Raw genomic sequence first — 20058 nt, forward strand, 5'->3', positions numbered from 1 at the left:
CACTTCAAAAGGTGAAAGCTACGAACGGCTAAATCGGGTTTCCCGCGAGCGGGGCGGCTCTCAGAGCCACCCCGCCGCCTTCCAGATCGCCCGTTTTAGCCCCCTTCCAATGTCTTTTCGCGGATGGGGAACGGTGACCAGCTTTTCCATTCCAGCCTTTTTGAAGGTCTTGTGGCTGCCCGTGTGGGAAACTTCGTGCCAGCCTTCCTTCTTCAAGCGCCGGATGATCTCATCGCTGTCACCCATCGCTTTGCTTCCTCCTTTCTATACGCAAATATATACACACGATGCGCGCCCGCGTCAATGGGCCGTGTGTATTTTTTTGCGCACAATCTTGCGCGCGACGGACCGTGGGGCCGGGCCAAGCACAACTAAAATGTGCGGGGCTGATCGGTGAGCGCGGACCTGCTCGCTCGCCTGATCGCGGCCGGAACGCCGGCTGACCTCGTCGCCGATGTTGCCATGGCGCTTGCCGAGGCCAACGCGGCGGCGGCTGCGCTCGAGCGGCGACGGGCTGGTGATCGCAAGCGGCAGGCCGAAAGCCGGGCGGCGCGGTCCGCGCAGTCACAGAACGTCACGGAATGTCACGTGACAGGATGTGACATCACGGACGAACCCGCCCCCTCTCCCCCTCCCCCTAATCCCCCCCAAACCCCCCAAACACCCCCACCCCCACGCCCCCACCCGGAGGGGATACCGCGCGCACGTAAGGCCGCGGCTTTCCCGGCCCCGGCTGGGGTGACGGACGAGCAGTGGACTGGTTTCGTCCGCCAGCGCCGCAAGCCGCTGACCGAGCGGGCTTACGCCCTGCTGGGCAGGAAACTGGCCGAGCTGGCCGAGGCCGGCTGGCCGCCCGGCGACATGATCGACCTTGCCACCGAGCGAGGCTGGGAAACCGTGTTCGCACCGAAGGATCACCGCAATGGATCGAATGGAAAACCGAGTGGCTGGCTCCAGCACTGAAACCGCGGAACATGCGCTGGCCGCGCTCGCGCTGGAGGACATTTTCCGGCCTGAGGCGGCGCGCCAGATGATCGACCGGGACGGCGCGTCGGTGGCGGCGACGGTCGCGGCCTATCAGGCATCGCTCGCGCCGCTGAAAGCACTGGACGGCGCTGCCAAGGCCGAAGCCGCGCAGAAACTGGAGAATGCTCTCCGCCCGATCGGCGCGAAGATCGCGCCGCATCTTGCGCCCGACCAGGCGAAGGCATGGCTGGTGGCGCTGGTCGCGGCCCTGTCCGACCTCGCGCCCAGGACGGCGATCAAGGCGGCGCGCGAGGCGCTGCATGTGCCGATGCAGTTTCTGAGCGAGGTGGACGGGCATGTGCGGGCCAAGGCGCGGGATATCGAGGCCCGGCACCGGCGCGCGATCATGCGGCTGGAGCGGCTGATGGCCGAGGTGGCCGCCGCTGCCACCCCGCGCCTGACGGATTGCAGCGCCCGCCCGCTGAGCGCCGAGGAGCTGCGCCGGCTGCCGCCCCATATTGTCCGGATGGGGCTCGCGGCCGGGCATATCAGCGCCGACGATCTCAGCGCGGCGGGTGTGGCGCCGGAGCAGGCGGCGGCTTGATCGACACGATGACGAGGACAGGGAGCGCGCGAAACATGGGCATGGGCTGGATCATTCTGCGGACGAACCCGCGCTCGACAATCGGCCTCGCCCGCTCGCTCGCTGAGGCGGGGATCGAGGCGTGGACGCCGGTGCAGCTGGTCGAACGGTGCGTCCCGCGAAAGAAGGTGCGGCGCGAGATCGAGATTCCGATTTTGCCGACATTCGTGTTTGCCCGGTATGGGCACCTGACCGATCTGCTCGCCCTGTCGAAAGCGGTGACCAGCGAGCATCCCGCGTTCTCGGTTTTCCGCTGGGCCGGCAAGGTGCCGGAGATCGGTGACAGCGATCTGCGCGAGTTGCGTGCGGCAGAGCAGACAGCGCGCGAGCAGCGGATCCGGCGAAAGGCGCAGCCCTATAAGCGCGGAGAGTCGGTGCGTGTGCCCGACGGGATTTTCGCAGGCATGAGCGGTGTCGTCGAGGGTGGCCGCGGCAAGTTCAACGTGGTGGCGTTTGGCGGCCGCTTCCGCGTGCGCGTCGCCTCTTGGCATCTTGTGCCTGATGAGGTAACAAACCGGGAACAGCCGGTTATCGGCGCAGCGGCTTGAGCCGCTTCGGCGAGCATGGTGTCAGTTGGGTGCGGGCGAGCCCCGTTTAGCGCAGGACGCCACCTTCACTGCCCTCGCCCTCTACCCGACGGGAGTGCGCTCCCGGCGGATTTAGAAGCATTGGAGAAAGAAGGCCAGCCGAGCCACATGCCGGGCGCTCCGTGCCAGCCCCGCCCCGGCACCAGCCCCCCCCCCGGTCGCGGGTCCTTCCCCGCCAAGGAGGTATGCGGGGGGCGAAGGCCCGACGTTTTTCTAGCGCCAGGGATTTCTATAGTTCCTCCTCCCTCTGGGATTTTTTGGCGGTTTTCCGGGCTTTTTTGCGCTTTCGAGGGGGAAGTCCGTGGAAATCGACCTGCACGAGCCCACCCGCGCGCAGATCGCTGCTGTCCTCGGCGTTTCGGAGCGCTGGATTGGCGAGCTGCGCAGCCGGGGTTCAATGCCCGCCGAAGGCGCGACGCTCGCCGAGAACATCGAGGCCTTTTACGCGATCAAGTTTGAGGCCGCAGGAGGTGGCGGCGATCTCGATCTCGATGCGGAACGCGCGCGACTGACCAAGGCGCAGGCTGATGCCGCCGAAATGAAAAACGCCCAGATGCGGCTTGAGCTGCTTCCCCGCGCCGAGGTCGCCGGCGCTGTCCAGGGAGCATTCGGCCGCGTGCGCGCCAAGATCCTTGCCCTGCCGACCCGCGCCGCGCCGCAGGTGGTCGCCATGCAGACGGCGCTGGAGGTTCAAGGCAAGCTCACGGAGCTCGTGCATGAAGCGCTCGCCGAGCTCGCCTCGACCGAAGTCGCGCTCGCCCCGCCGGCAGACGAAGCCCAGCCCGGCGCCGGTGAGAGCGAAGCTCCCGCCCCTGTTGCTGCCGAGCCAGGCGATCGTGGAAGCGGCAGCGACGTGGTTTCCGGTGCTGGCGCCGCCGCCAAAGCTGACGGTAAGCGAGTGGGCCGATCAAAACCGGTATCTAAGCCCCGAGGACAGCGCCGAGCCCGGTAAATGGGACACCGCCCGCGCGGAATATCAGCGCGGGATCATGGACGCGGTCTCTGACCCGACGGTCACCGATATCGTGGTCAAGAAGTCCGCCCAGGTCGGGTGGACGGCGATCATCGGGAACATCGTCGGCTATTTCGTCGATCAGGATCCGGCACCGATGCTGGTGCTGCAGCCGACGCTGGAGATGGGCGAGGCCTGGTCGAAGGACCGGCTTGCGCCGATGATCCGCGACACGCCGTGCCTGACGGCCCGGATCGCTGACAGCAAGGCGCGCGACAGTGGCAACACGATCCTGCACAAGAAGTTCGCGGGCGGGCACATCACCATCGCAGGGGGCAACAGCCCGGCCTCGCTCGCTTCGCGACCGATCCGTGTGGTGCTGGCCGACGAGATCGACCGTTATCCGGCCTCGGCCGGATCGGAGGGGGACCCGCTCTCGCTCGCGTTCAAGCGCACCACGACGTTCTGGAACCGGAAGCGCCTTGCCGGATCGACGCCGACCATCGACGGCGTGAGCCGCATCGACGCGGCCTGGAAGCTGAGCGATCAGCGCTATTTCTTCGTGCCATGCCCACATTGCGGGCACATGCAGGTGCTGAAATGGGAGCAGGTTCGCTGGGACAAGAGCCCGAGCGGCGAGCACCTCCACCAGACGGCCGGATATCTCTGCGCTGCCGAGGACTGCGGCACGATCTGGACCGATGCCGAGCGCTGGGCCGCGATCCGCAGGGGTGAGTGGCGCGCGACGCAGCCTTTTCGCGGGGTGGCCGGCTTTCACATCTGGGAGGCTTATTCCAGCTGGGTGAAGCTGGCGGAGACGGTCAAATCCTTCCTCGACGCGAAGGACAATCCGGAGACGCTCAAGACGTGGACGAACACCGCCCTCGGCGAGACCTGGGCGGAAAAGGGCGAGGCCCCGCAGTGGGAGCGCCTGTACGAGCGCCGATCGAAGGATCTGACCTTGGGCCAGGTGCCGGACTGGGCGGGGCTGCTCACCGCGGGCGCGGACGTGCAGCGCAATCGCATCGAGATTGACATCTGGGCATGGGGGCCGGGGCTGCAAAGCGCCCTAGTCGATCATCTCGTCATCGATGGCGACCCGGCGAAGGACGAAATCTGGGCCGAGATGGACCAGCTGCTCGGCCGCGAATGGGAGGCCGCAGGCGGCCGCATGATGCGGCCCGCCCGCTGGGCGATCGATACCGGCGACGGATATTCGACCACCCAGGTCTATCGCTGGGCGCGCCGCCATCCCCGGCTGGTGATGGCCGTCAAAGGGGTTCCCCGGTTCGACAGTTCCGCGCCGGTGTCCGGCCCGACCTGGGTGGATATCACGATGAGCGGCCGAAAGCTGCGGCGCGGCGCCCAGCTGTGGACGGTCGCAGTCGCAGTTTTCAAGAGCGAGACGTACGCCTGGCTGAACCTCAATCAGCCGATCGACGGTGAGCCGTACCCGGCCGGTTACATCCATCTTCCGCAGGGCACGACCGACACCTGGATCAAGCAGCTCGTCGCCGAACAGCTGGTGAAGGTGAAAAAGCGCACCGGCGCGGTGCGCTACGAATGGCAAAATCCCGGCGGCGCGCGAAACGAAGCCATCGACATGCGGGTCTATGCCCGCGCTGCCGCGTACGCCCTGGGCGCGGATCGCTGGCAGGAACCCCAGTGGGCAAAGCTGACGGATCACCGTGCACGGGCTCGTAAGCCTGCTTCAGCGCAACCACCGGCACCGGCACCGGCCGCCCGACCGAAAGCATCAGCCCGCCGCCCTGCGCCACCGCCGGCCGCGCCGAAACCTGCCCCTGACGCCTGGACCCGCCAGCAGGGCGGAGACTGGGTCGGCGGGGGCGACGACTGGATTTGAGGACACGTCATGGCCCTGACCGCAGACGACGTGGAGCAGCTCGAGCGCGCGCTGGCGACCGGCACGCTTCGTGTTCGCTTCCCCGACAATCGTGAGGTGCAATATCGTTCGCTCGCCGAAATGCGCGAAGTGCTGCGCATGGCGCGGGCCTCGGCCGCCGGCGGACCGCTGCCGCGCGGTCATAGCGTGGCCGGATTCTGATGAACCCGCTCGATCGGCTGATCGCCTGGATCGATCCGGTTGCCGGCGCGCGACGCATCGCGCACCGCCGCGCGCTGGAGCTTCATGCGCGCGCCTATGACGCGGCCCGGCGCGATCACCGAACCTCGTCGTGGCGCGCCGCCAGCTCCAGCGCCAACGCCGAAGCGCGAGACGCGGAAGAGGTGGTGCGCAATCGCAGCCGCGATCTGCTCCGCAACAACGGCTTCGCCGCCCAGATCGTCGAGACCGTAGCCGATCATGTGGTCGGCACCGGAATCATCGGCACCCCTGTTGGCGTGCGCGGCCGGAACCGCCGCCGCCTGGTCGAGGACTTCGGTGCCTGGGCGGCGGAGTGCGATTTCGACGGCGATCATGACCTTTATGGCCTGCAATGGCTGGCGGCTAAGGCGATGGAGGAATCGGGCGCTGTCCTGATCCGGCTTCGCCGGGTCTCGTTCGATGCCAACACGATCGTCGCCCCGCTCAGGCTGCAGGTGCTGGAACCCGATTTCATCGACACGATGAAGGTCGGCACCACGAGTACCGGCGGCGTCATCGATCGCGGCGTCCAGTATGACGCGCAGGGCCGCAAAGAGGGATATTGGCTGTTCGATCACCATCCCGGTGACGTCGCACAGTTCGGGCTGCGCACCCGCGCTCGCCTGAGCTCGTTCGTTCCGGCATCGGAGGTGATCTACCTCTATTCGAAGCTACGGCCCGGGCAGGACCGCGGAATGCCGCTGCTCGCGCCCGCCGTCATGACGCTGCGCGACTTGCAGGGCTATTTCGAGGCCGAGCTGGTGCGCAAGCGGATCGAAAGCTGTCTGGCGGGCTTCATCACGACCGCCGACGAAGATGGCTTGCCCTTGATGGACGGCCAGCGCGAGCGCGAGCGCGACAGCGCGGGCCGGCCCGTCGACAAGTTCGCGCCGGGCATGATCGCGCGGCTGCGCCCCGGTGAAGATATCAAGATCGCCCAGCCTGCGCCGGCTCAAGGCGTTGGCGAGTTCGCGACCCTGATGCTGCGACAGGCGGCGGCGGCCGCAGGCGTCATGTACGAGCATGCGACCGGCGATTTCCGGCAGGTCAACTATTCCAGCTGGCGGGCCGGCCATCACGGCTTCCGCCGACGGATGGAGCGCAAGCAATGGCATGTGCTCGTCCACAAGGCCTGCCGCCCGATCGGTTTCCGGTTCCGCGAGGCGCTGCAGGCGATCGGCCGGAGCCCTGTCGCCGACTTCGGCATGCGCTGGACCCCGCCCGGCTTTATCAGCGTCGACCCGTACAAGGACGCGCAGGCGGAGCTGCTTAACCTGCGAAATGGCACGGTGACGCCGTCGCAGCTCGTCGAGGAAAAGGGGTATGATTACCTCGAGTTCCTCGGCCAGTACGCCGCCGATCTGCAAGCCCAGGCCGAAGCGCTGGGGCCGGACATGATGTTCGACGGCGATCCCCGGAAGACGCCCAAGCAAGGAACCCCCGATGGACAAGACCGTGAAGCCGCCGCTGCCGGCGGTGCCGACGGCGCGCGCGCCGATGCTGCCGCCTGACGACACGCGCCGGCAGGACCGGGCGCAAAGATCCGTGCTGACCCGGTCGCCACCCGCCCCCGGGGAGCGCGAGCGCGGCGGCCCGCCGGAGGCCCGCGGCACGCGTGCGGCGGCGTTCACTGCGGCGAGCTACAGCGCCGAAACCCGCACTGTCGAAGCTGTTTTTTCGGCCGGGAGCCGCGTTCGCCGGTGGTGGGGGTTCGAGGAACTGGGGCTCGATGACGCGGTCGTCGACCTGAGCCGCGTCGAGCGCAACCTGTGCCCGTTCCTGAACAGCCACAACCAGTGGGACATGGGCGCGGTGCTCGGCACTGTCGTCAGTGCTCGGATCGAGAGCGGTCAGCTGGTCGGCACCATCCGCTTTGCCGACACCGAAGAGGGCCGCGCCGCCGAAGGCATGGTGTCGCGCGGCGAACTGACCGGGATTTCCATCGGCTATCTCGTGCGCTCCTGGCAGCTGACCGAAGTCCTTGAAGGCGACGATCAGGTCTGGCGCGCGACCGACTGGGAGCTGCTCGAGGTCAGCCTCGTCTCCGTACCCGCCGATCCGAACGCTGGGGTTCGGTCGATCAGCGGCAACCAGCCCAGCGCCACCCCCACCCCCGCCGCCAACGGCACCAACGAAGAGGACGAAGAGATGCTGCGACGCAATCTCCCCGGCGGGAATGCCGCCGAACCCACCGCGACCGAGACCCGCACCGAACCCACCCAGGCGCAGCCGACCGCACCGGCACCGGCCGCGCCCGCCACGGTCAATGCCGAAGCCGTGCGCACGGCTGCGGTCAATGCCGGCCTGGACCATGCCGCCCAGATCGAGCTGCTGTCTCGCCACGCCGATCAGCCGTTCACCCGCGATGCGCTGATGGCCGACATCGGCCGCCGCTTTGCCGAGCGGGACGAGGGCGCCACCCAGCAGAGCCGGGTGACCATCACCCGCGATGCCGGCGATACGGCGTTTGAGGGGATGCGCGAGGCGCTGCTGTACCGCGTGACGCCGGGCTCTCAGATGCCCGAGATCGCGCGCAGCTATCGCGGCATGTCGCTGCTGCGCATGGCCGAGGAGCTGCAGGGGCTTCGCGGCATCAGCGTGCGCGGGATGACCCCGGGCGAGATCGCTGATCGTGCGCTGCACACCGGATCGGATTTTCCGAGCCTGATCTCGACGTCGATGAACCGGCGTCTGCGGCAGGCGTACGACGAAAATCAGCCGAGCTATCGGCGCTGGGCACGGCGCGCACCGAACGCGCCCAACTTCAAGAGCATCGAAGTGGTGCAGATGTCGGCCCTGCCCGACCTGCTGCAGGTCAATGAGGGCGGCGAATACCGGTATGGCAGCGCGTCCGACGGCGCGGTCAGCTACCGCATCGTCACCTATGGCCGGATCATCGCGGTCACCCGTCAGCTGATCATCAACGACGATCTGCGCGCCCTTGACCGGGCGACCAGCGGTTTCGCATCCGCCGCCGCGCGGCTGGAAAACCGCATGGTCTATGCCCAGCTGACCGGCAACCCCGTGATGCCGGACAACAACGCGCTGTTCTCGGCCCCGCATGGCAACATCGCTGGCACCGGGGCCGCGATTTCGGTGAGCTCGCTCGCCGCCGGGCGGACGCGGATGCGTCAGCAGCGCGGCCTGCAGAATGAGGAACTGAACATCGCGCCCGCGTATCTGATTGTGCCCGCCGCGCTGGAGCAGGCGGCCTATCAGTTCACCAGCGCGCAGTTCGTTCCGGCGCAGTCGACGGCGATCAATGAGTTCCGCGCTGGCGGCCGCACCGCGCTCGAGCCGATCGTCGAAGCCGTGCTCGACGGCAACTCTGCCACCCGCTGGTATCTGGCAACCGATCCCGATGCGAGCGGCTGCGACACCGTTGAATACTGCTACCTCGAAGGGTTCGAGGGACCGCAGCTTTCCGACCGTGTCGGCTTCACGGTCGACGGCGTCGAGATCAAGGCAAGCCTCGATTTCGCGACTGCGGCGATCGACTGGCGCGGCCTCGACCGCAACGACGGCGCCTGATCCGCGCCCTGCACTGCCTCGTGACCGGCGGCGCATCATCGCGCCGCCGGTCACGCCATTCCCTCGCACACAGGAATCGAGACCATGCGCAACTATGTCCAGGACGGTGATACCGTCACCCTCACCGCCCCCTATGCCGTGACGTCCGGCCAGGGGCTTCTCGTCGGCGTCATCTTCGGTGTCGCGCTGTCGGCTGCTGCCATGAGCACGGCGGTCGAGGTGCGCGTCGATGGCGTCGTCGACCTCAACAAGGCCACCGGCGCAATCACCCAGGGCGCCGCCGTGTTCTGGGACAACACCGCCCGCAACGTCACCACCACCGCGTCGGGCAACACCCGGATCGGGGTTGCGCTCGAGGCCGCCAGCTCGGGCGCAGCGACCGTGCGCGTCCGCCTCAACGGCAGCTTCTGAGGAGCATCGTCATGAAGAGCATCTATCTGCACACCTCTGCGCCGCGCCGGCAGGACGGGCGGGTGTCAATCGCGCACCCCGGCGAAACGCTGCGCGTCGCAGTCGTCGACGAAGACACTGGCAAGGTGATCGCCCACAATGAAATCGACCGCGCTGATGCCATCGCGCTTGTGGAAGCCGGCGGCGCCGAATGGGTCGACGATGACGACACCGGCAGCGACAACGAGGATGAAGGCGACGACCAGCCCCCGGCCGGGACGCCCGACGCCGGCACCGGTGCCGGCCGGAAGTCCCGCCGGACTTCGGCGAGGGCCTGACGGTGGCCGACCCCTTCGCGGTCGCGCAGGGGGCAATCCGCGCCGCGTTCGGCATTCCGGTCTCCTACACGGGGGCGGGGCTGAGCGCGGCGCCATTGCGCGCGATCAAGGCCGATGTCGCCGCGCCCGATTTTCAGGGCGCCGGCCAGACGCTGCGGCGCATCTCTTTCGAGGTCGCGGCCAGCGATCTGCCGCTGCGTCCCGGTGCCGGGAATGTGATTGTCGAGCGTCCCGGTGAGCCCGGCGAGCGCCGCTGGCGCGTCATCGACGCCGAGTTCGACAGCGCGACGTGTGCGTGGACCGTGAACGCCGAGGCTGCACAATGATCGTGCGCGAACAGATCCTTTCCGCGCTGCTGGCGCGCCTCGCCGCAGTTCCTGGCGTCGCCCAGGCCGAGCGGATGATCAGCGGCGATCCGTCGAGCTTCCCGGCCCTGATCCTGAACGACGGCGACCAGACCGTGCTGCGCGATCAGGCCGAGCCCAATGTCACCCGCTACGCGATGCGGCCGAGCATCGAGGGCTATGTCGAGACCGCCGATGGCCCCGCCGCCGCCGCCCAGATCAACGAGCTGTACGGCGCGCTGATCCGCGCCCTGATCACCGAGCCGCCACTGGATGGGCTGGCCGAGACGATCGACGAAATCGACGTGCGATTCAGTGTCGCGCAGCTCGCAAGCGCGCGCCGCCTCGGCTTCCTCGCCGAGTTCGAGATCACCTTCATCACGCGCCGGGGCGAACCGGCCCAACTGTGAGGACTGAGCGATGACCCTGCGACCCCAGAACAGCGCGATGCTGGTCAAGATCGAGACCACCGAAGGCGTGGACAGCCTGCCGACCGCCGCCGACGCGATCCCGTTCGAGCTCGACGGGCTGAGCTATAACTATCCTTATGTCGTCGAGCAGTCGAACGAGGCGACTGGATCGCTGGTCGCCGGCGCGCCGCTTGTCGTCGGTCAGCCTGCCGAGATCACTTTCCGGTCGCGCATCAAGGGCGCGGCCGCACCCTACACCGCGTCGGTTCGCCCCCCGCTGCACCCGATGTTCCTGATCTGCGGCATGAAGGGCCTGTTCACCGCCAGCGTCGCCGCCGCGGCGCTGACGGCCGGCACCGCCACCAGCGCCACGCTGCCGGTCGCGTTCGCCGCCACGGCGCAGCTGTATCGCGGCCAGCCGCTGGTGATCAGCGCGGGCGCAGGCGCGGGCCGGGTCGCGATGATCACTGATTACACGGCGGGCCGGGTCGCGACGCTGGCCGACAGCTTCGGCCCGCCGCTGGACACCACCTCGCAGGCGGGCATCCCGGCCAACTGGACCTATGCCGGCACCTCGCCCGGCTCGGCCGCCGCGCGCGCGACCGATCAGCCGAGCGCCACCATCTACCTCTATGAGGATGGCACGCTGCTGCGCTTCACCGGGTGCCGCGCGGTGATCGACAGCATCAGCGCCGACGTCGCCCGCCCGGCGTTCGTGACCTGGCGGGTGATCGGCGTCTTTGCCGGGCAGAGCGATGCGGCCATTCCCGCCGGCATCTCGCTGCCGCCGCAGATCGCGCCGCAGCTGGTGCAGGGGCCGACCAACGCCTCGCCGGCGCTGCTCATCAACCGCTCGGGCCTGCCAATCAGCAGCTTCAGCCTGCAGACGCAGGGCCAGAGCGAAAGCCCGGCCGATCCCAACACCCCTTTCGGCTTCGGCCCCGGCATCATCGGCCAGCGCCAGCCCCTGCTCTCGCTCGATCCGCTCAAGAGCCTCATTGCCGTGCGCGATACGCTGTCGGCGCTGGCCGGCGGGTCGGTTTTCACCGGCGTGGCCCGCTTCGGCACCGTCGCCAATAACCGGTTCGCCATCACCTTCCCCCAGCTGACCCATGCCAGCGCCGCGCCCGGCACGCGCGGTCAGCTGCGGTCCGAGCAGATCGGCTATCAGGTGCTGTCGCCCGGCCTCGATTCCGTCGCGCGCGACGGTGACGGCATCATCTGTTTCTACTGATCGGGGCCATCACATGATCGTGACCAGCAAAGCACCGATCCGGTTCGTCCCGCCATGGCTGCGCCCGCAGGACGGGCCGGCCCCGGCCGACGCGCCGACCTATCTGATCCGCGCGGGCGACGTCATCGAGCGCGGAATGCTCGAGGCCGAGCTGGCGGGCGAACACCGCGCCGGGCCGGTCTATGATTTCCAGCTGCTGGCGGCCTTTGCCGGCGGGATCGCGGCGCTGATGCCCGATGATCCCGATGCCGAGCGGCTGATCGACCTGCAGCGGGCCGAGGCGAGCGGGCAGAAGCTGCCGGACGACGACGCCCGCGCGCTGGTGCGGGCGCGCGATGTGCTGACCGAGCACTGGCCCGAATATCGCGCGCTCGCGGCGCAAATCGCCCGGCGCGACCAGCTGGCCGGGATCCTTGCCTTTCGCCGCTTCTGCGTCGGGTGGGAAAATGTGCCGGGCACCTATGCGCGCGGCGCGGACGGGCTGGTGACGATGGACGCGCTCGCCGCGGTCGATCCGGTGGAGCTGCGGGTCGCCGGGCTGCACGCTTTCGAGCTGCTCTATGCGGGAGGGCAGGAAAAAAACTCCTCGCCGCCCTCGAAGTCCGGCGGCGACCACAGGACTTCGCCTTCGGACGAACCGTCCCCGGCGGCTGGCGGGTCGCGGAGCAAGACTGGCCGGAAAACCCGCTCCTGACCCTGCCGGCGTGGATCTGGCCCGTCATAGACCTCTGGGCGCTTTGCCGCCGCGTCGGCCGCGATCAACCCACCCTGCCCTGCCCGGGATCGGCCGGCGAGCAGCCGGCGGCGCTGATGCAGGCCTTCGCGATTCTGGACCGCGCCAATGACCACACAGGTCGAGATCAGCTTTGATGACCTTGCCGCGCTGGGCGACCGGATCATCCGGGGCGAGCTCAAGGCGGCGCGGCAGGCGGCGGCTGAGGTCACGCGCGAGGTCGAGAAAGCGCTTGAGGAGCGCACGCGCGAGGCAGTGCCGGGGCGGCTGTGGCGCGCCTGGCGCAGCGACATCTACCCCAAGGCAGGAATCTCGCGGGAGCCGGCGGGCATCGTCTCGATCAATGGGGGATCGCGGAGCCGCGGCGCGCTGGAGTTTTTTACCAGCCCCGGCAGGATACAGGGCCGAAATGGGCAGTGGCTGGCGATCCCCCTGCCCGCCGCCGGGCCGCGTGGCCGCACCCGCAACCTGACGCCGGGGGATTGGGAGCGGCAGACCGGCAAGCGGCTGCGCCTTGTCTATAGGCCGGGCAAGCCCGGGCTGCTCGTCGCCGACATGGGAACCATCAACGCGCGCACCGGCACGTTCCGCCCGATCACCCGCGCGCGCACCGCAGCCGACGCCCGCCGGGGATTCATGCGCGGCGAACAGACGGTGCCGATCTTCGTGCTGGTGCCGTTCGTGCCGTTCCGGAACGCCTTTTCGATCGACCAGGTGGTTGCGCCCGTCGCGGGCCGGCTGGGCGACCGATATGCGGCCATCGCGGCCGCCACCTCCATCTGACGAGGTAGCTGATGTCCAGTGCTCGCGAAATCGTCGCCCGGCTCACGCTCAACGCGCAGCAGTTTTCGAGCGAAAGCGCCAAGGCGTTTGTCGGCCTCGAGCGCGCTGCGCAGGATGCCGCCGGGCGGCAGAAGTCGGCATTTGAAAAGTCGTTCGCGGACATTCAGCGGCTGGCGCAGACCGCGCGGATCGACGCCAAAGGCATCACGCTTGATGTCGCAGGCGCGCGCGAAGCGGCGGCCGCCGCCCAGCAACAGGCTCAGGCGCTGGCGCTGATCGAGCAGGCCGCGCGCCGGGCAGCAGCCGCGAACAACGACAATTCCGAGCAGACGCGCATCTATCTGCAGGCCGCCAACGCGGCGACGCGGGAAGCGCGCGACAAGGCGACGGCCCTGACGGCCGAGGCCGCCGCGCTGGACAGGCTTGAGGCCGAATTGCGGGGGGTCACCGCGGCGACCAATGCGTTCGGGATAGCGCAGCGCCAGGCCGGCATGACGGTCCAGCAGCAGCGCGCCTTGTATCAGCAGCTCGGTTTTCAGATTCAGGACGTTTCGGCATCGCTTGCATCCGGCATTAGCCCGCTGGTGATCCTCGGGCAGCAGGGCGGTCAGGTCGCATCGTCTCTGACCAACCTGACAGGCCGTGCCGGAGCGGCAGCGCGGTTTTTCGCTGGCCCGTACGGCGCGGCGATGCTCGCGGCCGGGACGATCCTCGCGACCTTTGGTATGAAATCCGACGAAGCTGGCAAAAAGCAGCGCAGTCTCGCGGCCGAAGCCGGCTCAGCCGCCTCGATCCTCCAGAGCACTTGGGCCGGCATCGAGAAGGTGTTCGACCCGCTCATCCTCGCTACCGACCGTGCAATCGACAAGCTCGAGGAGTTCGGTAAGCGCGGCGTCGTCCGCGTGCTAAAGGAAATTCAGGAGGACTTGACCAATATCCTGCGGGGCGTCGATCTGCTGCGCAACGCGGGCAACAGCGTGGCAGGCCTGTTTGGTGCGCGCGGAACGCCGTCCAACTTGGCCGGCGATTTCCAACAAGCGGTCACGCGCGATCAGCGGCGGCAGGCACGCCAACGCGAGATGGATGTTCAAGATCGCCGCTTCCAGTCCATCTGGGGGTTCGGCTCTTCCGGACTTGAAGGCTTCATGCGCGCACCGAGGCCTATGGCCACGGCCGAGACCAGCCGCGTCACCCGCGTCCGTGATGACCTCGAAAAGGCCACCAAACAAGCTGAGACGCTGGATCAGCTACTCGGGCGTATCGAGCGAACCCCTGTCTACACCGAACGCGCTGAATCGGCGCAGATCGACGCGTTGCGCGAATGGGAGGAGATCACCACCAAGGCAGAGGAGCGGCGGGCCCAGCGACAGGATGAAGCTGCGCGCGCGATGATCGAAGCCCAGGACCGGCTGGCCGAACGGCAGCGGCAGGACATCCAGAACCTTGCCACGATCTACGAGGACCTGTTCAGCGGCAACACCGGCTCGATCTGGCGGCGGTTCAAGGCCGAGGGCAAGCGCGCCATCGCCGAGATCGCGGCGGCCTATACGCTCGCGCTGATCAGCGGGCAGAAGCTGCCGGCGCTGGGAAACGTCATCGGGGCGCTCGGCACCGGTCAGGGCGTGTTCGGCGCGCAGGGGGGCATTTTCGGCCAGACGATCGGGTCGGGGCTGACCGGCGTCGCACGACTGCTGGGCATCGGCGGCAAGGCCGGCGCAAGCGGCGCCATCGCGCAGGCGGGTGGCTTCGGCACGGCCGCGGGCTGGGGTGGCGCGTTCATGCCCGGTGCCGGGCCTGCCGCGCAGGCCGGGCTGGGCGGGGGCATTGGCAAGCTGCTGGGCAACGATCCGCTGCGGGCGGCAGTGTCCATCGGGCTGCTCGCCGTCGGGCCGCTGACGCGGCTGATCGCGCCGGCGCGCCGGGGCTCAGCCACGCTCGGTTTCGACGGGGGCGAACTGGACGTCGTGTCGTCGCGCGGCAACTCGCGATCGCGCATCCAGAGGTCGACCGAGAGCGCGGGCGGCGTGGCTGATACGCTGCGCAGCATCGCCGAGCAGCTGGGCGGCCAGCTTTCGGGGCCGATCTCGACCTCCATCGGCGTGCGGAACAACAGCTTCCGCGTCGATACCACCGGCCAGGGCCGGACGAAGCTGCGCGCCGGTGTGCTTGATTTCGGGCAGGACGCCGCGGCGGCGGCCGAGGCTGCGGTGCGCGACGCGCTGTCGGATGGCGTGATTTCGGGGATCAGCGCGGCAGCGCGCAACATCCTGGCGCGCGGCGGCGACCTGCAAAAGGCCATCGAACAGGCGGTGTCGATCGAGACCATCGGCAAGCGGCTGCGCGCCATCGACGATCCGCTGGGCGCGGCGCTGGACGAGCTGAACAAGGAGTTCGAGACGCTGCGCCGCACGCTGATCGATGCCGGCGGCACGGCGGAGCAGCTGAGGGACGCGGAGCGGCTCTACAACCTCGAGCGGGAGGAAACCGTCCGGCGGGTCGGCAATCAGGCCGACAGCCTGCGGTCGTTCCTGTCCGAGCTGCGCATGGGCACGAGCTCCCCCCTGTCGCTGCGCGACCAGTCGGCCGAGGCGCGGGCGCGGCTGGAGCCATTCCTTGCCCAGATAAACGCCGGGCAGGCCATCGACACCCAGGCCTATCAGGAGGCGGCCGGGCGGTTCCTGGACATCCAGCGCAGCCTGTTCGGGTCGACCGAGGTCTTCTTCGCCGAGTTCGACCGGATTCAGGCGGCGACCTCGCGCGCGATCGAGCGGATCGACAATGCCAACCCGATCCGGGATGCCGGCCCCTTCGCGCGGGCGACGGCCGAAGCCAGCGCCACCACCGCCGAGGCGGCGCAGACCACCGTCGAAATCCTTGCCCAGCATACCGAGCTGCTGGCGACCATTGCCGAGCGGGTGGGCCTGAGCAGCAGCAGCGGCGGCGCGTTCATCGGATCGCAGCGGGCGTTCGTCTGATGCCGGCGGATCCCGCAGATATCGGCCGGGCCATCCGCGCCGCGGCGACGGCCGAATGGTCATCGACGGCCGTCAAGGCGCGTTATCCCAACGCCCGCGACGGCTTGGCCGAGCCGGGCGAGGGCTATTTCGACGCGCTGGCCGACGCGCAGGCGATGGCTGATGCGCGCGGCGCGCTGCTGGGCACCGAACGCCGCCGCTTTGCCGTCGAGGTGGGTGGCGAGCTGTGGCTGGACCCGGCCGCCGGTGCGCCGACCGTCACGCTGACCGACGGCGAACTGAGCGTCGCCGCCCCCCACCTCGTCACCCGGATCGAGCTCGACCTTGAGGCCGAGCGCACCGCGCTGGAGCTGTTCGGATGAGCGCATGGATCATCCCGCCCCTGCCCATCGTCAGCGCAGTTGGCGCGGCGCAGCCGGGATTTGCGGCCGAAAATGTGGCGTCCGATTACGCCGGCATCGTTTGGCGATCGACACCCGGTGACATCGCGGCGCTGTCCCTGGATTTGGGCAGCGATCTGGTCGTGGACACCGTCGCGCTTTTCGGCATCGCCAGCGCCGTCGGCTCTGCCCGTATCCGCATCCGTGGGGCGACGACAGCGCAGGGGCCGAGTTTCAACGGCGTGCCGACGTCGAGCGGGGTCGGTGTTGGCAATTTCTGGCTGAGCCCTACCGTCGATCTGTATGCCGCGTCCAACCGGCTCGCCAACGGCTTCGGCGTCGGTCTGTGGTCAAATGCGGGGCCGATCCCGCCGGGCGCGGTGCGTTACGTGTACATCGATTTTCTGGATCTGGCCGGCGGCTCAGTCCAGATCGGCCGCGTCGTCGTCGGCAAGCGGATCGATCTGGAGCGCAACTTCGCGTTCGGCGGTGCCTTCGGAGTCCGCGACTTCGGGCAGACCGATTTCTCGAACCGCGCCGTGCTGCTGCGCCGGCAGGCACCGAAGCTGCGCACCATCGGCATCAGCTTTCCCGCGATCGAGCGCGACGAGGCCGAAGAGGCGGTGCTGCCCCTGCTTGAGCAGCTGGGCGGCACCGGCCCCGTCGCGCTGGTGACCGACCCGGCACCGCATCCGATGCGCGAGCGGCGCTGCTATTTCGGGCCGCTGGTCGGCGATCTGGGCGCTGTCTGGCGCACCGCGCGCAGCTGGGAAGCGCGCGTCAATCTGGTGAGCCTGTTCTGATGCCGGTGGTGATCCAGATCGACGCATGGGACCCGGTGGCGGGCGCGGCGGTGACGCTGCGCGCGGCGTCGCACGATGACGTGGGCGTCTGCAACCTGAACGGTCAAAGCTGGTGGCCCGCGCTCATCACCCTGCCCCGGCTGCGCTATGACTTGTTCGACGGGTCGTTTTCCGGGCGCGTCGCCACGCCGGGGTCGAGCCTGACGCTGGCCACTGCGCCCTGGCCGAACCTCGCGCGCTGGACGATGGCCGATGCGCGCATCCGCATCTGGACCGGCGCGGCCGGCGCGCCCTGGGCAGCATGGTCGCTGCGCTTCGACGGCCGGGTGACCGCGCAGCCGCGCATCCGGGAGGGCGTGGCGGAAATCGCGTTCGCGGTCGATGACCGGTGGCTCGATACGCCGCTGCTGTCGCTTTATGCCGGCACCGGCGGGGCGGAAGGGGTGGCGGCGCTCAAAGGCCAGCCCAAGCCGCTGGCGCTGGGCGCGCCGCGCTTCGTCGCCGGGTCGCTGATCGATCCGGTCAACTCGGTCTGGCAGGTGTCGGCTTACGGCGCGATTCAGGGCGTCGAGGCGGCGCTCGAACGGCTGCTGCGCTATGGCCCCTCGGCGGGCGACCATGGCAGTTATGCGGCACTCGTCGCTGCCACGGTGCCGGCCGGGCGCTGGGCAACCTGTCTTGCCGAAGGGCTCGTGCGGTTCGGCGCGCCACCCATCGGCAAGGTGTCGTTCCTCCTCCTTGGCGACCGCGCCGGGCCGGACGGCTGGGTCCGCCGGCCGGGCCGGATCATCCGCCGGATCGCGCTGCTGGCGGGCGGTGCCGGGCGCATCAACGAGGCTTCGCTGAGCGCGCTCGATGCGGCCCGGCCCTATGACATCTCGCTGCAGATCGAGCAGCAGACGACAGCGCGGGAGCTGATCCAGCGGATCGCGGCAAGCCTCAACGCGGTTGCCGGCGTGTCATGGCTGGGGCAACTGTTCGTGTCCCCGGTCGCCATCGGCGCACCGACGCTGACCCTTGCCGCCGACGGCACCGCCCTGCCGCCCGTCGCGGCGGTCGAGGCGCTTGAGGCGGGAGCGCCATTCTGGCGGCTGGGGCTGGGCGGCGAGCCGACATGGGCGGTGCATGAGCTGGGCGATATCGCGTTCCAGACGACGCTGATCGACCGCGGGGCCTATTCGGCGGCCGAGACGTATCGCGAGGGCAATATCGTTCAGTCGGGCGGCGCGAGCTGGGTCTATATCAACCCCGCCCCGACCAGCGGCAATGCGCCCCCCGCCCCGCCCGCGACCAGCAATGCGTTCTGGCGGGTGCTGGCGGCGGCGGGAGCGGACGGGGTTGACGGGACCGACGGGGCGGACGGGGCGGACGGCACGCAGGGTCCCGCCGGGTTCACGCTGGCCCCGGCGTCACTCGCATTCTCCATCGCCTGCAGCGCTGATGGAACGCCGAAGGCCGGCGAACTGCCGAAGGCAACGACGTTCGAGCTGCGACAGGGCGAAAGCAGCGATCTGGCGGCCGACGCTGCAACGCTGTTCGAGATCATCGCGGCGACCGGCTGCACGGCCGCGCTGAGCGGGTCGCGCGGGCAGACGTTGACAGTGAGCGCGATGTCTGCTGACAGCGCGAGCGTGGAGGTCCGGGGGCTGCGCAGCGGCACCGTGGCCGCAATAATCCGCGTCACGCTGGTCAAGGTACGCGACGGTGTTGCCGGCCCCGCCGGATATGCACCCCAGCCGGTGTCGGCCAACCTCAATCCCGGACCGGTCACGATCCCGTATCCGCAGGCGGTGCGGATCGGCGCGGGCGGGTCGCGCAGCTTTATCGGCAGCGTTTTCACGGTGTCGAATGCCAACAGCGGCACGCTGACGGCGCAGATTCAGGTGTCGGAATCCGGCGCAAACTCCTGGTCTGTCGTCGCCACGGGCAGCGGAACCTATGCGGCCTTCGAGCCGACGGCGTTCGATCTCGCCGGCTCACTCACCAACAGCGGGGGCGTCGCGCGAAACTACGACCTGCGCCTCGTCCTGTCGCGTGTCGGCGGGCAAGTGGCGACCGACCCGGTGCGATCCTTTTTCCGGCCGGAGAACTGACATGTGGGCGCTGATCCGCATCACCGACAACGCGCTGCTGGCCGGCCCGGTGTCGCCCGCGCCGGTGCCGGGCGAGGGGGAGCGCGTCGTCGAATGGGCGCTGGGCTGCATCTGGTCGGCCGAGGCCGGCGGGTTCATCGACGCGCCCGGCGATGTCGATCTGCACGCGCGGATCAGCGCCGAGGCGGGCGAGGTGCGGCGGCGCTTCATCACCGATGTGCCGGGGCAGATGGGCACCTATCTCGTCAAGGAGGCGCAGGCCCGCGCATGGGTGGCGACTGCATCGCCCGACCCCGCCGAGCATCCGCATCTGGCGCTTGAGGCCGAGGCGACCGGGATGAGCGTTGCCGATGTGGCGGCGCTGGTGATCGCCACCGCCGATCACTGGCGGCTGCTGGATGCGCGGATCGAGGCGGCGCGGCGCGGGGCGATTGTTGCGGTGCAGGCGGCCGAGACACCGGAGGCCAAGCTGGCGGCGGCCGAGGTCGATTGGGCGGCGGTGTTGGACGGCACATGGTTCGCCGCCTGACCGCGCTGCTGATCCAGATCGGCGCCAGCCTGTCGCAGCTGCTGCATCTGGTGCTGGGCGGCCTGCTGCACGTCGCGATCGACGACATGGCAATGCCTGACCGGGATGAGACGCTGAGCAGCCGCGTCGGCCGCGCGGCGGTGGCCGGCAAGCGCTGGGCGCTGATCGCGGAGCGCGTGATCGACACGGTTTTCCTGATCCTGGGCGATGGCCCGGGGCATTGCCGCCGGAACATCGGCACCTGATCCCCGCGGCGCTGCCGC

General features: G+C 69.0%; 22 protein-coding genes. 21 read left to right on the forward strand and 1 reads right to left on the reverse strand.

From position 1 onward, the window contains the following. Positions 1 to 60: 60 nt before the first annotated feature. A complete protein-coding gene (locus OPU66_RS03930; RefSeq protein WP_498552302.1) occupies positions 61 to 246 on the reverse strand; it encodes a type II toxin-antitoxin system HicA family toxin in 186 nt (61 codons plus the stop codon). Between the two features lie 492 nt (positions 247 to 738). On the opposite strand from OPU66_RS03930, the gene OPU66_RS03935 reads away from it, so the two are divergent. The 21 genes from OPU66_RS03935 to OPU66_RS04035 all read left to right on the forward strand — a co-directional run bounded on the left by OPU66_RS03935 (position 739) and on the right by OPU66_RS04035 (position 20040). After that, entirely contained in the window at positions 739 to 963 is a 225-nt protein-coding gene (locus OPU66_RS03935) for a phage replication initiator YdaU family protein (RefSeq protein WP_498552303.1), read from the forward strand. A gap of 67 nt (positions 964 to 1030) precedes the next feature. Then, positions 1031 to 1570, forward strand: coding sequence for a hypothetical protein (locus OPU66_RS03940; RefSeq protein WP_498552304.1), 540 nt, complete (start codon positions 1031 to 1033; stop codon positions 1568 to 1570). Beyond that, the gene (locus OPU66_RS03945) at positions 1567 to 2157 is read left to right on the forward strand and encodes a hypothetical protein (protein ID WP_498552305.1); all 591 of its coding nucleotides are present in this window, start codon (positions 1567 to 1569) and stop codon (positions 2155 to 2157) included. Before OPU66_RS03940 ends, OPU66_RS03945 begins: the two co-directional genes overlap by 4 nt. Before the next feature lie 340 nt (positions 2158 to 2497). After that, positions 2498 to 3148, forward strand: a complete 651-nt coding sequence (locus OPU66_RS03950; RefSeq protein ID WP_498552306.1) for a terminase — start codon at positions 2498 to 2500, stop codon at positions 3146 to 3148. After that, positions 3033 to 5012: a phage terminase large subunit family protein gene (locus OPU66_RS03955; protein ID WP_498552307.1), complete on the forward strand. Its 1980-nt coding sequence runs from the start codon at positions 3033 to 3035 to the stop codon at positions 5010 to 5012. The genes OPU66_RS03950 and OPU66_RS03955 overlap by 116 nt, the downstream gene beginning before the upstream one ends. Positions 5013 to 5021: 9 nt before the next feature. Beyond that, complete coding sequence (locus OPU66_RS03960) at positions 5022 to 5213, forward strand: phage head-tail joining protein (RefSeq protein ID WP_498552308.1); 192 nt, start codon at positions 5022 to 5024, stop codon at positions 5211 to 5213. Next, positions 5213 to 6763, forward strand: coding sequence for a phage portal protein (locus OPU66_RS03965; RefSeq protein ID WP_498552309.1), 1551 nt, complete (start codon positions 5213 to 5215; stop codon positions 6761 to 6763). The genes OPU66_RS03960 and OPU66_RS03965 overlap by 1 nt, the downstream gene beginning before the upstream one ends. Next, entirely contained in the window at positions 6696 to 8783 is a 2088-nt protein-coding gene (locus OPU66_RS03970) for a prohead protease/major capsid protein fusion protein (protein WP_498552310.1), read from the forward strand. Before OPU66_RS03965 ends, OPU66_RS03970 begins: the two co-directional genes overlap by 68 nt. 84 nt (positions 8784 to 8867) lie before the next feature. Then, positions 8868 to 9194, forward strand: a complete 327-nt coding sequence (locus OPU66_RS03975) for a DUF2190 family protein (RefSeq protein WP_498552311.1) — start codon at positions 8868 to 8870, stop codon at positions 9192 to 9194. Between the two features lie 11 nt (positions 9195 to 9205). Next, positions 9206 to 9511, forward strand: coding sequence for a hypothetical protein (locus OPU66_RS03980; protein ID WP_498552312.1), 306 nt, complete (start codon positions 9206 to 9208; stop codon positions 9509 to 9511). Between the two features lie 2 nt (positions 9512 to 9513). Further along, positions 9514 to 9837, forward strand: a complete 324-nt coding sequence (locus tag OPU66_RS03985) for a head-tail joining protein (protein WP_498552313.1) — start codon at positions 9514 to 9516, stop codon at positions 9835 to 9837. Continuing rightward, a complete protein-coding gene (locus tag OPU66_RS03990; protein ID WP_498552314.1) occupies positions 9834 to 10265 on the forward strand; it encodes a hypothetical protein in 432 nt (143 codons plus the stop codon). The genes OPU66_RS03985 and OPU66_RS03990 overlap by 4 nt, the downstream gene beginning before the upstream one ends. 10 nt (positions 10266 to 10275) lie before the next feature. Beyond that, the gene (locus OPU66_RS03995; RefSeq protein WP_498552315.1) at positions 10276 to 11499 is read left to right on the forward strand and encodes a hypothetical protein; all 1224 of its coding nucleotides are present in this window, start codon (positions 10276 to 10278) and stop codon (positions 11497 to 11499) included. Between the two features lie 13 nt (positions 11500 to 11512). Continuing rightward, entirely contained in the window at positions 11513 to 12193 is a 681-nt protein-coding gene (locus tag OPU66_RS04000; protein WP_498552316.1) for a hypothetical protein, read from the forward strand. A 147-nt stretch (positions 12194 to 12340) separates the two neighbouring features. Continuing rightward, positions 12341 to 13015, forward strand: coding sequence for a DUF6441 family protein (locus OPU66_RS04005; RefSeq protein ID WP_498552317.1), 675 nt, complete (start codon positions 12341 to 12343; stop codon positions 13013 to 13015). A gap of 11 nt (positions 13016 to 13026) precedes the next feature. Further along, the gene (locus OPU66_RS04010; protein ID WP_498552318.1) at positions 13027 to 15990 is read left to right on the forward strand and encodes a phage tail length tape measure family protein; all 2964 of its coding nucleotides are present in this window, start codon (positions 13027 to 13029) and stop codon (positions 15988 to 15990) included. Continuing rightward, entirely contained in the window at positions 15990 to 16352 is a 363-nt protein-coding gene (locus OPU66_RS04015; protein ID WP_498552319.1) for a hypothetical protein, read from the forward strand. Before OPU66_RS04010 ends, OPU66_RS04015 begins: the two co-directional genes overlap by 1 nt. Beyond that, positions 16349 to 17173 (forward strand): hypothetical protein, encoded by an 825-nt coding sequence (locus OPU66_RS04020; protein ID WP_498552320.1) that lies wholly within the window; start codon positions 16349 to 16351, stop codon positions 17171 to 17173. Before OPU66_RS04015 ends, OPU66_RS04020 begins: the two co-directional genes overlap by 4 nt. Beyond that, positions 17173 to 19266, forward strand: coding sequence for a hypothetical protein (locus tag OPU66_RS04025; RefSeq protein WP_498552321.1), 2094 nt, complete (start codon positions 17173 to 17175; stop codon positions 19264 to 19266). Before OPU66_RS04020 ends, OPU66_RS04025 begins: the two co-directional genes overlap by 1 nt. A 1-nt stretch (position 19267) precedes the next feature. After that, the gene (locus tag OPU66_RS04030) at positions 19268 to 19795 is read left to right on the forward strand and encodes a hypothetical protein (RefSeq protein WP_498552322.1); all 528 of its coding nucleotides are present in this window, start codon (positions 19268 to 19270) and stop codon (positions 19793 to 19795) included. After that, positions 19780 to 20040 carry a hypothetical protein gene (locus OPU66_RS04035; protein ID WP_498552323.1) on the forward strand — a complete coding sequence of 87 codons (261 nt, stop codon included), beginning with the start codon at positions 19780 to 19782 and terminating at the stop codon, positions 20038 to 20040. Before OPU66_RS04030 ends, OPU66_RS04035 begins: the two co-directional genes overlap by 16 nt. The last annotated feature ends 18 nt before the right edge of the window (positions 20041 to 20058 follow it).

The sequence above is a fragment of the Sphingomonas sp. URJC2 genome, assembly GCF_059803575.1.